The 13,718-nt window shown below is 69.5% G+C and carries 12 protein-coding genes and 3 pseudogenes; 11 read left to right on the top strand and 4 right to left on the bottom strand.

What is annotated here, in order from left to right; genetic code table 11:
• The first annotated feature begins 57 nt into the window (after positions 1-57).
• The 3 genes and pseudogenes from WMF29_RS08210 to WMF29_RS08200 all read left to right on the top strand — a co-directional run.
• Positions 58-657 carry a hypothetical protein gene (locus WMF29_RS08210; protein WP_437328308.1) on the top strand — a complete coding sequence of 200 codons (600 nt, stop codon included), beginning with the start codon at positions 58-60 and terminating at the stop codon, positions 655-657.
• A 136-nt stretch (positions 658-793) separates the two neighbouring features.
• Complete coding sequence (locus WMF29_RS08205; protein WP_437328307.1) at positions 794-1,129, top strand: hypothetical protein; 336 nt, start codon at positions 794-796, stop codon at positions 1,127-1,129.
• 56 nt (positions 1,130-1,185) lie between these two features.
• A pseudogene (locus WMF29_RS08200) lies at positions 1,186-1,326 on the top strand (dihydrofolate reductase family protein); the annotation flags it as partial.
• Between the two features lie 116 nt (positions 1,327-1,442).
• Here WMF29_RS08200 and WMF29_RS08195 read toward each other — a convergent pair.
• From WMF29_RS08195 to WMF29_RS08185, 3 genes are all read right to left on the bottom strand, one after another.
• Complete coding sequence (locus WMF29_RS08195) at positions 1,443-1,889, bottom strand: DUF2147 domain-containing protein (protein ID WP_437328306.1); 447 nt, start codon at positions 1,887-1,889, stop codon at positions 1,443-1,445.
• A gap of 350 nt (positions 1,890-2,239) precedes the next feature.
• On the bottom strand, positions 2,240-3,694 hold the full coding sequence (locus WMF29_RS08190) for a family 43 glycosylhydrolase (RefSeq protein ID WP_437328305.1): 1,455 nt from the start codon (positions 3,692-3,694) through the stop codon (positions 2,240-2,242).
• 143 nt (positions 3,695-3,837) lie between these two features.
• Positions 3,838-5,364: an L-fucose/L-arabinose isomerase family protein gene (locus WMF29_RS08185; RefSeq protein WP_437328304.1), complete on the bottom strand. Its 1,527-nt coding sequence runs from the start codon at positions 5,362-5,364 to the stop codon at positions 3,838-3,840.
• A gap of 225 nt (positions 5,365-5,589) precedes the next feature.
• Here WMF29_RS08185 and WMF29_RS08180 point away from each other — a divergent pair, with 225 nt between their 5' ends.
• The 4 genes from WMF29_RS08180 (at position 5,590) to WMF29_RS08165 (ending at position 9,921) form a co-directional block, all read left to right on the top strand.
• The gene (locus WMF29_RS08180; RefSeq protein WP_437328303.1) at positions 5,590-6,744 is read left to right on the top strand and encodes a LacI family DNA-binding transcriptional regulator; all 1,155 of its coding nucleotides are present in this window, start codon (positions 5,590-5,592) and stop codon (positions 6,742-6,744) included.
• Between the two features lie 198 nt (positions 6,745-6,942).
• Positions 6,943-8,058: a type III polyketide synthase gene (locus WMF29_RS08175; RefSeq protein WP_437328302.1), complete on the top strand. Its 1,116-nt coding sequence runs from the start codon at positions 6,943-6,945 to the stop codon at positions 8,056-8,058.
• Between the two features lie 4 nt (positions 8,059-8,062).
• Positions 8,063-8,788 carry a methyltransferase domain-containing protein gene (locus WMF29_RS08170; protein WP_437328301.1) on the top strand — a complete coding sequence of 242 codons (726 nt, stop codon included), beginning with the start codon at positions 8,063-8,065 and terminating at the stop codon, positions 8,786-8,788.
• Positions 8,785-9,921, top strand: coding sequence for an NAD(P)/FAD-dependent oxidoreductase (locus WMF29_RS08165; protein ID WP_437328300.1), 1,137 nt, complete (start codon positions 8,785-8,787; stop codon positions 9,919-9,921). The genes WMF29_RS08170 and WMF29_RS08165 overlap by 4 nt, the downstream gene beginning before the upstream one ends.
• Positions 9,922-9,956: 35 nt before the next feature.
• Here WMF29_RS08165 and WMF29_RS08160 read toward each other — a convergent pair whose 3' ends face one another.
• Entirely contained in the window at positions 9,957-11,462 is a 1,506-nt protein-coding gene (locus tag WMF29_RS08160; protein WP_437328299.1) for a trypsin-like peptidase domain-containing protein, read from the bottom strand.
• A gap of 367 nt (positions 11,463-11,829) precedes the next feature.
• Here WMF29_RS08160 and WMF29_RS08155 point away from each other — a divergent pair, with 367 nt between their 5' ends.
• The 4 genes and pseudogenes from WMF29_RS08155 (at position 11,830) to WMF29_RS08140 (ending at position 13,702) form a co-directional block, all read left to right on the top strand.
• Complete coding sequence (locus tag WMF29_RS08155; protein WP_437328298.1) at positions 11,830-12,411, top strand: NADPH-dependent FMN reductase; 582 nt, start codon at positions 11,830-11,832, stop codon at positions 12,409-12,411.
• A gap of 16 nt (positions 12,412-12,427) precedes the next feature.
• Positions 12,428-12,661, top strand: a pseudogene (locus tag WMF29_RS08150) (FAD-dependent monooxygenase); the annotation flags it as partial.
• Positions 12,658-12,787, top strand: a pseudogene (locus WMF29_RS08145) (VOC family protein); the annotation flags it as partial. The pseudogenes WMF29_RS08150 and WMF29_RS08145, both read left to right, overlap by 4 nt.
• Positions 12,788-12,952: 165 nt before the next feature.
• Positions 12,953-13,702, top strand: coding sequence for an SDR family NAD(P)-dependent oxidoreductase (locus WMF29_RS08140; RefSeq protein WP_437328297.1), 750 nt, complete (start codon positions 12,953-12,955; stop codon positions 13,700-13,702).
• The last annotated feature ends 16 nt before the right edge of the window (positions 13,703-13,718 follow it).

Below are 13,718 nucleotides of genomic sequence, written 5' to 3'. Positions count from 1 at the left end.
GGTGTCGCGCGATGTTCGATATCGTCGGCAGAAGCAGCGCCTCAACCACCAGCAAATATGGCTCACTACGTCTCTCCTCATCCCGGGCTCGAGGGCTCCGGGTCCGCCTTCGCGTCGGTCGCCGCGGCTCTCGGGGCGCACGGAGACATCGGGAAGAAGGTGCTCTCGACGCTGGGCGTACCTGAGCTGGTCGCGGGCGAGTGGTACCCGCTCCAGATGCTCCTCGACCTGCTGAAGGGCGTGGCCCGGGCGAGCGGCGACCATACGCTGCTCGCCATCGGGAAGGCGCTCGTGGATCACGCCGTGTGGCCGGCCATGCCGCCGACCATGGTGGACGCCCTCCAGATGATCGACGTGCAGATGATCGACGTGGCATACCACATGAATCACAGGCTTGACGGAGAGGTGATGTTCGATCCGGCGACCGGCGTCATGCGGGAGGGGATCGGCCACTATCGCTGTCATCCGGAGAAGCACCAGATCATCATCGTCTGCGATACGCCTTATCCCTCGGAGCTCGATCGTGGGATCCTGCTCGGCACGGCGCGGCGAGCGGCGTCGCGCGGGGTCAGGCCGCGCGTCGATGTCGTGCTCGACGAGTCCCGCCCGTCGCGGAAGCACGGCGCCGACTCCTGTACCTACCGCGTCACATGGTGAGCTCCCATGGGCACGCGCGACGCGATCCCGAAGCCCTCCTGGACGCCGGAGAAGTCAGGGAGTCGCAAAAGGCGACGAGCTAGACAGACCTGGTCCGGCGGCTTCGGTCGACCGATCGACGGATAGTTGGGCCGCCATGGAAGACAGCGACATCATCAAGCTTGATAACCTGGACCGGGTGCGGAGCATCACGGGCCGCACCGCTCGGCGCGTCGTTGCAACAGCCGCCTTGTGCTGGCTTGCTGTCGCTGCTGTGGCAGCAGGGCTCACTTATGCCCTGTATGGCCCCGAGCTCGTAGCCATTGCAACCATGTGCAGCGGCGTCTTCGTCGTCCTTGGCCTGTTCAACGTCGTTCATTGGGTGCGACACTACAAGGCCATCATGCGTCAGCTCGACGACCTGGAGCATCGAATCAACCAAGGCGAGATCATCTACGGGTCGCAAGTGCGATTTCACTCCTACCGCCAGTAGCGTACTGTTCATTCAAGCCGACGCCGCTTCGCGGCGCGCCTTGATCCAACGGCACATTGGACGGGTGCTGCGATCATCGTGCAATCCCCGCGGACGAAGACTTGCATCGTCACGCGGTCGAGAACATCGCCCAGGCCGACGCCCTCCTCGTTGGCCGGGTGACGTACGAAATGATGGAGGCAGCGTGGCGGTGGCCGCCGCCTCTCACGTACCACGTCGCCGCCGTGCGGACACATCCCCAGCAGCAACCCCACGGTCGTGAGAGTCGCACCGCACATCCCACGCCACTCACCTCACTCGTTATCTAAGGATTTTACTTCTTCAGCCAGGTCTGGGTCCTGCCGAGGAGGGAGATGCCCAAAAAGCCGCGCACCTTCAGCTTCTTCCCGCCCTCGATCGCCTCGAGCTTGCAGCTATAGGTCTCGCCGTTGTTCGGATCGAGGATCGTACCGTCATCGTACTCGTCGTCATCGCGGACCATGTTCTTGATGATGACGAGCCCCACGATGGGCTTGTTCTTGTCGGCCCCCTCACAGGCGGTACAGATCTTCGGCTTCCCCTTCTCGTCGAGCGGCTGCTTCAGGCTCACGATCTTGCCGAAGATCTTCCCGCCCTTCTCGTAGATCTCCACCACCGACTGCTCGACCCCCTGCTCATCGATCGTCCGCCACTGCCCGGTCACAGGGAGAGGGTCCGCGAGCACGAGCGACGTGGTGAGGGAGCAACCCAAGGCGGCCAAAAGAGCCAGGAACCTCTTCATGTCGTCAGAACTCCTTTCATCGGTCTACGAAGCCACGGCGTTCGGCCCTGGCGTGGTGCTTGATCCGCATGTCGGTGTGCGCCGCTGAGCGCAACATGCCTTGAAGGGGGACGGGGCGCCGCGCCGTTTGTTCATCGGGCCGGGGAGAGCGGCGGCGGGAGGCAGGGCTCTGGTCAGAGGGGGAGCCGAACGGTGGACATGGCTCCTCTCGCAGCAGCCCCGCGGCGCGGTGGACGTCATTTTTCCCCCGAGCGTACCGAGCGGGCTCGTGGAGCGCAACGGCGCCGTGCAGCGGCGCGCCGGGACGTTTGGTGGCCAGTCTTCGCGTCTTCGCGCGCGTGTGGCGCGCTTCACGCCGGCCGCTCGCGGCCGAGGCAGGTCCGCCGGAGCCAGGATCCGTCCAGCGAGATGACGCCGCCCTCGAAGCGGCTCGGGGCGGCGAGCAACGCGCGAAAGGCCTTGTATCCCACCACCCCCGGGCGGAAGGCGTGAAGGAAGATGTGGTGAAGCCCGTCGGGGCCGATCGCCACGGACGGGTGCCCTGGCCCCCACCATTCCGCGCTGGAGCTCAGGAGGACCTCCGACGACTTGCGGTAGGGCCCCGTGGGCGCGTCCGCCACGGCCGCGCCGATGCCGTAGCGCGCGGTCGAGAAGTCGTTGCCGGCGTAGAGCAGGTGATAGCGCCCGCCCTCCTGGGTGATCCAGACGCCCTCGATGAGGTGCGCCTCCCAGGGCTGATCGTTCTCGAGGATGACGACGGGCTCCCCTTCCAGCGAGCGGCCGTCCGCCGACAGCCGCTGGGCGTGGATGCGGGTCCTGAGCGCCCGCGCGATCGCGGCGATCTCCGCCGCCTCCGCGCCGCGCGCGCGCGCCTCGAGCTCCTCGAGCCGCTCCGCGAATCCCGTGAACTCCGCCGTCGCCGCCTCGATCAGCGGCTGCAAGACGAAGAACTGCTCCATGGGCTCGAGGGTCTCCGCCCACGGCCACAGCGTCAGCGCCAGGACGGCGGTGCGCTGGTCCTCCGGGGCGGCGAAGAGCTCGTTCACCCTGGCGGGCTCGCGGTGGAGCAAGGCGGCCAGCTTGCGCGGCCACACGCCGTTGTCGTCCTTCTTCCAGATCAGCCAGGGCGCGCCGCGGGCGTCCACGAGGATGTGGGCGTCGATCACGTCCCCGGTGACGATCGGCGCTTCATCCGCGTTGAACGGGCCATCCGGGCCCTCGGATCTGGCGAGGCCGATCGCGAGCGAGCGGTCCTGCATGCGGGCCGTGAAGCAGAGCCAGTACGCGTCCGCGACCCGGTGCATCTCCGGAGCCCAGAAGTCTGCCTGGTTGGGGCCTGTCAGCGCCCAGGCGGGCGCGCGTCCCTCCGGGAAGACGAACCCGGTCAGCTGCCAGGTGACCAGATCGCGAGAGGCCAGGATGGGAAAGGCGTTCGGCGCGTCGTTCGAGGTCACCAGCAAGCGCCATTCGCCCTCGCCCACCCGCACCACGCAGGGGTCGCCATAGCCGTAGAGGATCTCCGGCGCGACCGGCTCGGTCAGCAGGGGTCGCAGCGTCGGCCCGCCGTTCCGCGGCGGCGGCGGGGTGCGGGCCAGCGGCATGCGGGAGCCGAAGTCCCGCGCCAGCGCCTCGAAGAGGTCGAGGTAGTCCGGCTGCTCCGCCCGGACGAGAGCATAGCTCCGCGCGCCTTGCCCGGGCTCGATCACCCGGAAGCCGCGGGGCCCCCGGACGTCGACCGCGATCTCGAAGGCGAACGGCGCGCCGGGCGGCGTCCGCAGGCGCAACGGCGTGGCTTCGGCGTTCATGCGGCGGGCTCCTCCGTGACGTCGGCGATCGGGACCAGCGACGCGCGCCCGCCCATCCCGGACGGGCTCGGTCCCGGCGTCGCCATGTCCTGCCACGCGCCGCGCGGGTGCGCTCGGCGAAGGACGAGCTGCGCGGCGCGACCTCAGAGCTCGCCCACCTGGCTGTGCTCGTAGAAATCAACCAGCGCCTGGCCGCCGCGACCGAGGCCCGCCTGGGCATTGATGTAGGGCACCGCGTCTCGAATCGCCTTCATCGTCAGCCCGATGTTCTTGTGCGTCCCGACCACGAGGGCGGTGTGGTGCTCCACCGCCCGCTCGGGCTGCGTCAGATAGCGAAAGAGCTCCTGAATGCGCGGGATGTGGATGCGGCCGCGCGTGCCGAACGTGTCGATGCCTTCCTCGCTGACCCGGCCCACCCCGCCGTAGAGGAACACGCTGCCTTCGCGCGCGTTGGTGCAAGGTCTCAGAAAAGCGCAGGTGCCCGCCTTGAGCTCGCCGTCGACCGCGCCCCAGGTGTTCTCCGCGCCGATGTCGGCCTGGGTGGCCAGGATCTCCTGGCGGGTGATGCGGGCGCCGGGGCGCATCACGCTCTTGGCCCAGACGCCGCAGTGGAAGAGATCCACCTCCTCGCGCTCGTCATCGTACATGTTGTTCCAGTCGCCCAGCAGCGGCACGAGCCCGGAAGCGCACTGGAGCATGTACATCCCCATCCAGCCCGCGATGTCGGTCTCGCAGGCGGCGGGGATGAGCTTGTCGGAAAGCATGCTCATGCAGGTGCAGGGCATCACGCCCACCTCTCCGCCAATCTGGTACTTCTGCATCTCCGTCCAACAGCGCACCGCGATCCCGTCGAGGTCATTCTCTTTCACGAAGCGATCGAAGACGACGCCCATCCGGGCGATCGCCTCCAGCGAGGCGCGCGGAACGTCAGCCGCCGCCATGTAGCCGGAGACCGCTTCCAGCTGAGTGGATAGCTCGCGCGGCGAGACCTTGCGCATCTGTCGATCGAGCGCGATGAGCTCCAGGCCGACCGTGCTCAGGCCCATGTGCCCCAGCAGCTCGGTGGAGACGTTGGTGACCGTCTGGAACGCGTCGGGCCCCGAGCCCACGAGCCCGAGGCGCACGCCGCGGCCCCGGCGACGGAACTTCGATGCCAGGACGCAGCTCGCGTAGAAGGCGTGGAGATCGTCCGCGAAGGCCGCCGAGCTCACGGCCTCGCAATGCCTGGACGTGAGGGTGTACGGATAGCCGATGTGGCGGAGCGCGTTGGCGGCCGAAAAGCGCCCGCACGCCCCGTCCCGCCGGCCCTTCTGTCCCATGCGCCCCAGACCGCGCACGTCAGGCTCGGTGTGCAGCAGCACCGGCACATCGAGGTCGGCCAGCCGCAGGAAGTCCCGGATCCCGTTTTCATCGGAGAAATTGTACATCGAGCAGATGACGCCAATGGCCCCGCCGCCGTCGGGATCGCGGCGGTACTGCTGGGCGACGCCCGCGGCCGCGCGCGCGTCGGCGTAGGTCTCGACGTTGCCGAGATCGACGTAGCGCACGCGCTCGCCGAGCACACGGCCCACCGCCGACTGGGTGGCTTTCGCTCCCTCCTCGGCGAACTCCGTCGGAAAGAAGCCCCGGTTGCCCATGAAGCCCAAAATCACCGGTTCACTCTGTGCCATTGCTGTCTCCTGGAGCAGGCGGGCCCGAGCCAGAATGACCCTGGACCCCCGCCAGCGCTTCGACGCCGCCGAACGACTCTTCGGTCTGGCGGATCCGTGGGATCGCGGCCATGGCTCCCTCGCGCGCGGGGGACCGCAAACACCGGCCGCGTATTCCGCTTCAATACTATGCATGTCCGTGCTAGCGTCAACAGCTAATCCGAATTAGCTAAAGGAAGCGCGCGCTTGAACGATCCCCCCGACCCCGACCCCCCGCACGTGCCCGGTCTGCGTCCGATCCGTATGAAGGACATCGCCGAACAGCTGGGGTTGTCCCAGACCACGGTGTCTCACGTCCTGACGGGCAAGCATGCGAAATTTCGCATCAGCGCCGCCACGGTGGAGCGGGTCTGGGCGCTGGCCCAGAAGCTGGGCTACCGGACCAACGCCATGGCCCAGGCGTTCCGGGAGCAAAAGTCGTACGCCATCTCCCTCGCCGTCGAGGACCTGTCGAACCCGTTCTGGGCCGGGATAGCCGTCGGCGCCGAGCGCGAGGCCGAGCTCCACGGCTACACCCTCGTGGTGAGCCACCTGGCCGGCAACACGGGGCGCCTGCGTCGCGCGTTGCAGCTCGTGCACGAGTCCCGGGTGGATGGGCTCATCGTGTCCCCGATTTCCGGAGGGGACTGTGATCTCATCGCGGCGCACGAGCAGGGACTTCCCTTCGTGCAGATCGACAGGGCGGTCCCGGACCTCGACGTGGCGTGCGTGCGCACCGATCACGCGGCCGGTTCGGTGCTGGCGCTCCGCCACCTTCTCAGGCACGAGGATCGGTCGCTCGTCTACATCGGCGGCCCGCTCGACATCGCCACCTACCGACATCGTCTCGACGGGTTCCAGGCGGAGTTGACGCGGAGCGGCGTCACGGCGGCGGCCATCGAGGAGTTGAAGGAGGCCACCCCGGAAGCGGCCGAGGCGCGCATGGTCGAGCTCCTCCAGCGGCTGCGTGGACCTCTGGCGGTCTACGCAGCCAATTTCTGCACCACGGTCGGGACCCTGAGGGGCATTCGCGCCGCCGGCCTCTCCGTACCCGACGAGATCGATGTCGTCGGATTCGATGACATCCTGATGGCCGATCTCTTGCGCTATCCCGTCGCGACGGTCGATCAGGACGTCGGCGGGATAGGGCGCGAAGCGGTCCGGCTGCTCCTTCAGAGGCTGGCGGGCGCCGAGGTCGCGCGAGAGGTCCTGCTCCCCCCTCGCCTCACCGCGCGAACATCGGACGTACCGCGCAGCGAGGGGCGAGCTCGCGCGCGGAGAGCGCGGAGGGCCGACGGCTCACCGGATCCATCTCGGCAATCCAGGAGCGGAGGTCCCGGAAAGAACAAGAAGTCCAACTAGAACGCGAGTTGGCGTGCGCTCGGAATCGGCCGTCACGTCCGCCCGGAATACGCAGTCGGCAGCTGCAGCACCAGCAGGATCGACGTTGCGGACGCCACGTTCCGCCTCCGTCGGTCGGCAGCGCGACTCCGCAGATGGCATGCTCCGTGCCTGCTTCGTGCGAGCGTGATCAATATTAACGACTCACGAAGAGGCCTGGTGCACGGCGACGATGCCTGCCGAGGCTCGGACGCGAAGGGACGGCCGCCGGTAACCGCCTACATCAACCGCATTGCCACGGCCGTGCCGCCGAACGACGTGCACTCCTCGTTTGTCCGCTTCGCGAGGACGCTGTTCAGCGACGAGCGCAGCCGCGTGCTGTTCGGGCGGATGGCGGACAAGGCGCAGATTTCACACCGGTTCTCCGTGCTGGCCCCGAGCGTCGAGGTGGGCGGCGCCTCGATCGACGCGGGGCGGTTCTACCTGCGCGGCAGCTTCCCGACGACCGCAGACCGCATGCGTTTGTACGAGAAGCACGCGCCGGAGCTCGCCGCGCAGGCCGTCTCGGGCCTCGATCTCGGGACCACGGCGGGCCGGATCACCCATGTCATCGTGACGTCGTGCACCGGCTTTTCCGCGCCGGGCATCGACCTCGATCTCGTCGAGCGCTTCGGCCTCGATCCATCGGTCGAGCGCACGACGATCGGCTTCATGGGGTGTTATGCGGCGATCAACGCGCTGAAGCTCGCGCGGCATATCGTGCGGTCGGCGCCCGAGGCGCGCGTGCTCGTTGTGAACGTCGAGCTGTGCACGCTGCACCTGCAGGAGGCGATCGCCATGGATCAGATGCTGTCGTTCCTCCTGTTCGGCGACGGCTGCGCCGCGGCCGTGGTCAGCGCCGAGCCGACCGGGCTCGCGCTCGACCGGCTGCACGCCGTCGTGGTGCCCGGGACGCGCGAGCTCATCACGTGGAACATCCGCGACCTCGGCTTCGAGATGTTCCTGTCCGGCCGCGTGCCGGGCGCGATCGACCGGGGGCTCAAGGCCGCCGCGGGCGCGATCCTCGACGGCGCCGCGCCAGGCGAGATCGACCTCTGGGCGGTGCACCCTGGCGGGCGGTCGGTGCTCGACGCGGTCGAGCACGCGCTCGAGCTCGGGCCGGACGCGCTCGCGGCGTCGCGCGACGTGCTCGCGCGCTTCGGCAACATGTCCTCGGCGAGCATCATGTTCGTGCTGCAGTCGATCGTCGCTGACGCGCGGCCGGGCATGCGCGGATGCGCCATGTCGTTCGGCCCAGGTTTGACCGCCGAGACGATGCTGTTCCATACGGACTAGACCGATGAGCGCCCTGGACTTCTCGCGTCGCTCCACGCTCGACGAGCTGATGGATACCCAGCCCGTGGGCTTCGAGGAATTCCGCGCTTGCCTGGTCGATCTGGCGCGGGTCAACCGGCTGACGCTCGCCTACCGGCCGACGCTCGCGTTCCTCGAGCGCCTCGTCGCGCGCGGCCTGCCCGAGAACCGGCCGCTGGAGGTGATCGACGTCGGCAGCGGCTACGGCGACATGCTGCGTCGGATCGACGCGTGGGCCAGGGAGCGCGGCATCGCCGTCTCGCTCACCGGCGTCGACCTCAACCCGTGGTCGCGCCGGTCGGCCGCCGAGGCGACCCCGCCGGGCCGGCCGATCAGCTGGGTCACCGCCGACGCCTTCGCCTACGAGCCGCCCGGCGGCATCGATGTCGTGTTGAGCTCGCTCTTCACGCATCATCTCCCCGATCCGGCGGTCGTCCGTTTCCTCGCCTGGATGGATGCGAAGGCGCGGCTCGGCTGGTTCATCAACGATCTGCACCGCCACCCGCTGCCATATCACTTCTTCCGCCACCTCTCGCGATTCGCGGGCTGGCACCGCTTCGTGCAGCACGATGGGCCGGTGTCGATCGCCCGCGCCTTCTCGGCGAGCGACTGGCGGTGTCTCATCGCCGAGGCCGGGCTCGATCCGCGCGCCGTCGAGGTTCGATGGTGGATGCCGTTCCGGCTCGCCGTCGGGAGGCTCAAGGTCCCGTGAACGACGCTGTCGTCGTCGGAGGAGGCCTGGCCGGGGCGGCGGTCGCGTTGCTCCTCTCGCAGGCGGGGCGCGAGGTCGCGCTGATCGAGCGCGAGGCCGGCCCGGCGGACAAGGTCTGCGGCGAGTTCCTGTCGCGCGAGGCCGCGCTCTACCTTGCGTCGTTCGGCCTCGATCTGCGGGCGCTCGGCGCGGTGCCGATCGAGGCCGTGCGCCTGGTCGAGCGCGATCGGGTCGCGGCCGCGGCGCTGCCGTTCTCCGCGCTCAGCCTGTCGCGCCGCGTGCTCGACGAGGCGCTGCTCGCGCGCGCCGCGGCGGCGGGCGCGTCGATCCGGCGGGGCGTCCGGGTCCAGGCGCTCACGCGGGCGGGCGCGGGCTGGGGGGCGCGGCTCGAGGACGGCAGCGCGATCGAGGCGCGCGCCGCGTTCCTCGCGACCGGCAAGCACGACGTCCGGGGCCTGAGGCGGCCTTCCGGGCTGCAGGACGATCTCGTCGCCTTCAAGCTGTACTGGTGGCTGTCGCCGCGGCAGGCGGCGGAGCTCGACAGGCATGTTGAGCTCGTGCTGTTCGAGGGCGGTTATGCCGGCATGCAGCCGGTCGAGGGCGGTCGGGCGAACCTCTGCCTCCTCGTCCGCAAGAGCCGCTTCGCCGCGCTCGGGCAGCGCTGGGACCGCCTCCTTTTCGCGATGCGCGAGGGGTCGCCGCACCTCGACGCGCGGCTCGCGGGCGCGGAGCCGTGCCGGGCGCGGCCGCTCGCGCTCTCGACGATCCCGTACGGCCATGTCCAGCGCCGCGCGGACGGGATATGGCGCCTCGGCGATCAGGCGGCGGTCATCCCCTCCTTCTCCGGAGACGGCATGTCGATCGCGCTGCACAGCGCGCGGCTCGCGGCCACGGCGTACCTCGAAGGGGCGAGCGCGGAGGCGTTCCAGCGTCGGCTCTCGCGCGACGTGCTCGGGCAGGTGCTGCTCGCGACCGGTCTCTCTCACGGCCTCGTGCGGCGGCCAGGCCAGGCGGCGCTCGGCGCGGCGGCGCGCCTTTGCCCAAGCCTCATGGCGGCCGTGGCCGGGCGCACGCGCGTACCCGAGGCGGCGCTCGTGCGCGGAGGGCTGCCGGTACCTGCGAGCGGCCGCTAGCTAGGGGCAGGCCGCTCCACGACGAGGAGCCTCGGTCAGTCGGCGGGCGGGATGAAGAGGCCCGGGCAGGGCTCGTCGCCGAAGACCCTGGTGCCGAGCCGGTACATCGTGATCTTCGGGTTCGGCGCCCAGTTCCAGCTGCCCCCCGCATGGGAGTAATCGTTCGACTGGTTGAACGCCTGCCAGCTCGACGCGTGGAACGCGATGTTGAACCGGTCGGTGGAGGACGAGGGATCGACCGAGAGGAACGGGAAGCGCACGTCGAGGTAATGCGTCGCGCCCGCGCAACCGCCGCCGGGCACCTCGTGGAAGCTCATCTCGAGCTCGCTCGAGCAACCCCAGCACGTCGCCTCGAGCGTGCCGGGCGGCTCCTGGCTGAAGTAGTACCGCACGGTCGAGCCCGCGAGGTACACGCTCTCGCTTCCCGTGTTGCGCACCTGGATCCCGGGCGTGACCCAGTTCGACTGCGGCGCGTGGGAGTCGTACAGCACCTCCAGCTGGCAGTCCGCAGGGCACGACGTGGTGCTCTCGCCGCTGCTGCAGACGCCGTCGCCGCAGGAGCAGTCGCTCGCGCACGAGGCCGGGCTCTCGAGCGGGCCGCAGGCGCCGTCACCGCAGGAGCACAGGTCGGAGACCGTGCGCTCGCACATGGCCTGGATGGCCCGGAAGGCATAGGTCACGTCCTCGCCGCGGCACGCGTCGTCGGCGCAGGTGAACGGACGCACGCAGTCGCCGTCCTGCACGAAGTCGCGCTCGCCGCGCACCAGGATGCCCACGAGCTCCTTCGTGTTCGTGTCGAACACCCCGGACCCGGAGTTGCCCACGAACGTGTCCAGGTTGCCGACGAAGAAGTCGAGGCTCGGCGCGTTGCTCCGGACCGCGGCCCCGTCGGCCAGCTTGAGCGGCAACCCGCGGGGGAACCCGTGCACAACGAGCGGCGTGCCGATGGCCAGGGGATCGCTCGACACACGCACCGCGGCGGGCGTCCGCCCCACCACGGGCCGATCGAGGCGCACGACCGTATAGTCCGCGCCCCGCCGGTCCTGGTAATAGGTGATGAAATCCACGCAGCTGTAGACGTCATCGCTGGTGATCTGGCCGAGCTGGCCGGACGGCGTCATCGCATAATCGAAGACGAAGCGGCTGTCGCGGCAGTTGTTGATGCAGTGCGCGGCCGTGAGCACCAGGTCGTCGTCGATCAGCGTTCCGCTGCAGTCGGCGAGCGCCGGCTGGGAAGCGAAGCGCTCGTCGGGGCACACGTCGTCGCGCTGCGCCCATGTGGGCCCGGCGATCTGGATGTTGTTCGGGTCCGAGTCGTCGACGGCCGACGCGGGGATGAGCGCCACGGTGAAGTCAAGCGCCCGCGCGGCCCAGGCGGGATCCGCGTACGTGAAGGACTCCTCGCGGTCATCCTGGCCATAGATGACCTCGGAGCGGGCCTCGCCCACGGCCTCCTCCCCGGCGGGCGCAGGCGCCGCGCACCCCGCGGCAGCCCACACGGACGACAAGCCAGCAGCAATGATGAAGCGGTTCGCTCTCATGACAAGCTCCAAGTGTTCGAGGCAGAGCGAGGATCACCCGGCGGGCCCGATGACGACGTGTCAACGCCTGGCCGGCGTCGAGCAAGGATCTGACGCCCGACGAGCAAGGACCCCCGGGTGGCACGCTCGTTCCGTTCGCAGCGAGGGGGATCTACTTCTTCGTGCGGCGCGCACCAATTCGTATGCGCCATGGACCTCATGCACACGCTGCATCGAGCCGGGGCGGCCCAGGGCGCGAGCGCACGCGGGGGCGTGCCCCTGACGACGGATTGACCATTGTCCAATGGATTGGCGCCGCCTCCAGCAGGCGGACATCCCGGGATTACCCTCATCGCATCGGGAGATCGTCCTCCTGGGGAGCACCACCATGAAGGTAGCCATCTTGACCGGCAGCGTGAGGAGCGGGAGACAGTCGCACAAGATCGCCCATCACCTGGAGCGGAAGCTCCGGGAGCGGGGCGCCGAGGCCGACCTGATCGATCTGGCGGAGACGCCGTTGCCGATCCTGGAGGACCGGCCGGGTCGCCCCCCGCAGCTCCAGGCGACGGTTCAGGGGCTGAGCGCGCGCCTCCGCAGGGCGGACGCGCTCGTGTTCGTGACGCCGGAGTACCACGGGAGCTTCTCGGGCGTGCTGAAGAACGCCCTCGACTATTTCTGGGAGGAGTTCAACAAGAAGCCGATCGGCGTGGTCGCGGTCTCCGCGGGGAAGCTCGGAGGCATCAACGCCTCGACGCAGCTGCAGCACGTGATCCTGAGCCTGGGAGCATTCCCGCTGCCGCTCAAGCTGCTCGTCCCGGAGGTCCAGAACGTCTTTGACGAGTCGCTCCAGCTCAGGAGCGAGCAGGTCGTGAAGGCGGCCGACAGGTTCCTCGACGAGTACCTGTGGTTCGCTCAGGCCATCGTCCAGGCGAAGCAGGCCGGCGAGATCTCCCGGCCACTGGTCGCATGAGGTCCCGCGCCGGAGATCGCCCTCGACGGCAGCAGCTGCGCGCCGCGTGAGCTCGTCGGTCACGCAAGCGCAAGAGCCGACCCCGGCGGTCACCCATTACCTGGTCGACATGGCTCGGCAAGCGGCGTCCTACCGAGACCGGCGTCTGCTCCTGGCGGGCGACGCGGCGCACGTGCACGCGCCGGCAGGTGGACAGGGACTCAACATCGGCGTCCAGGACGCCGTGAACCTGGGATGGAAGCTCGCCAGGAGGAGACGGACCGCTACTGGAATGCGATGGTGAACAACGGAGGCCAGGAAAGCGCCTGCGGCTGGTGCAAGGACCGCTGGGGCCTATTCCTGGCAGATCACCCCACGCGCGCTCACCGACGCGCTAGGTTGAGTCCGGTCTCCTGGACGCTCGCGAGGGTCCTCGTACGTCTCGTCTCCAGAAGCGAGCGAGGGGTGATCGTCAAGCGCAACGCGGGGACGCCACTTCGCCGTCCCGGGAGCTCGTCGACAGGTCCGCCGCCTCGTGCAAGCGTGCCGGGAGAAGGAGCGAATGATGACGACGAAGGAGAGCACGAAGCGGGTCGCCCTGGTCACGGGCGCGGGGCGCGAGCAAGGGCTCGGGTTCGAGGTCTGCCGGCAGCTCGCGCGCGGCGGCGCGACGGTGCTGCTCACCGCGCGCGACGAGGCGAAGGCGCGCGCGGTGAGCAGCAAGCTCGCGGGCGAGGGCGAGGTGCACGCGCTCGCGCTCGACGTCGACAGCGACGCAAGCGTGGGCGCCGCCGCGGACGAGGTGGCGCACCGCTACGGCCGCCTCGACGTCCTCGTGAACAACGCGGTCGGCGGCTTCGACCCGCATACCCCCTCGCTCGAGGTGCCCCTCGGCGACGCGCGGGCCGCGCTGGAGACGACCCTGCTGGGCGCGTGGCGCACCATCCGCGCGTTCGCGCCGCTCCTCCGGCAGAGCGGCCGCGGCCGGGTCGTCAACGTCTCCAGCGAGGCGGGCTCGTTCGGCTCGCCGCGCGGCCTGGGCAACGCGGATTACCCCGATACCCTCGTCAGCTACGCGGTGGCCAAGGCGGCGCTCAACGCCCTCACGGTGAAGTTCGCGGCGGCCTTGCGGAGCAGCGGCGTGCTCGTCAATGCCGTTTGCCCGGGATTCGTCGCTACCCACCCCGGCCTGGCGGAGCTCGGCGCGCGGCCCGTGCCCGAGGGCGCCGCGGGCGTGATCTGGGCGGCGACGCTGCCCGAGGGCGGCCCTTCGGGCGGGTTCTTCCGCGACGGCGAGCCGCTCCCCTGGTGAGCGGTCCTCGACGCGC

Origin of the sequence: Sorangium sp. So ce381 (assembly GCF_051473845.1) — a bacterium.
GTDB lineage: Bacteria > Myxococcota_A > Polyangia > Polyangiales > Polyangiaceae > Sorangium > Sorangium atrum.
The sequence above is the reverse complement of the archived record's forward strand: the minus strand, read 5'-3'. Positions and strand labels throughout refer to the sequence as shown.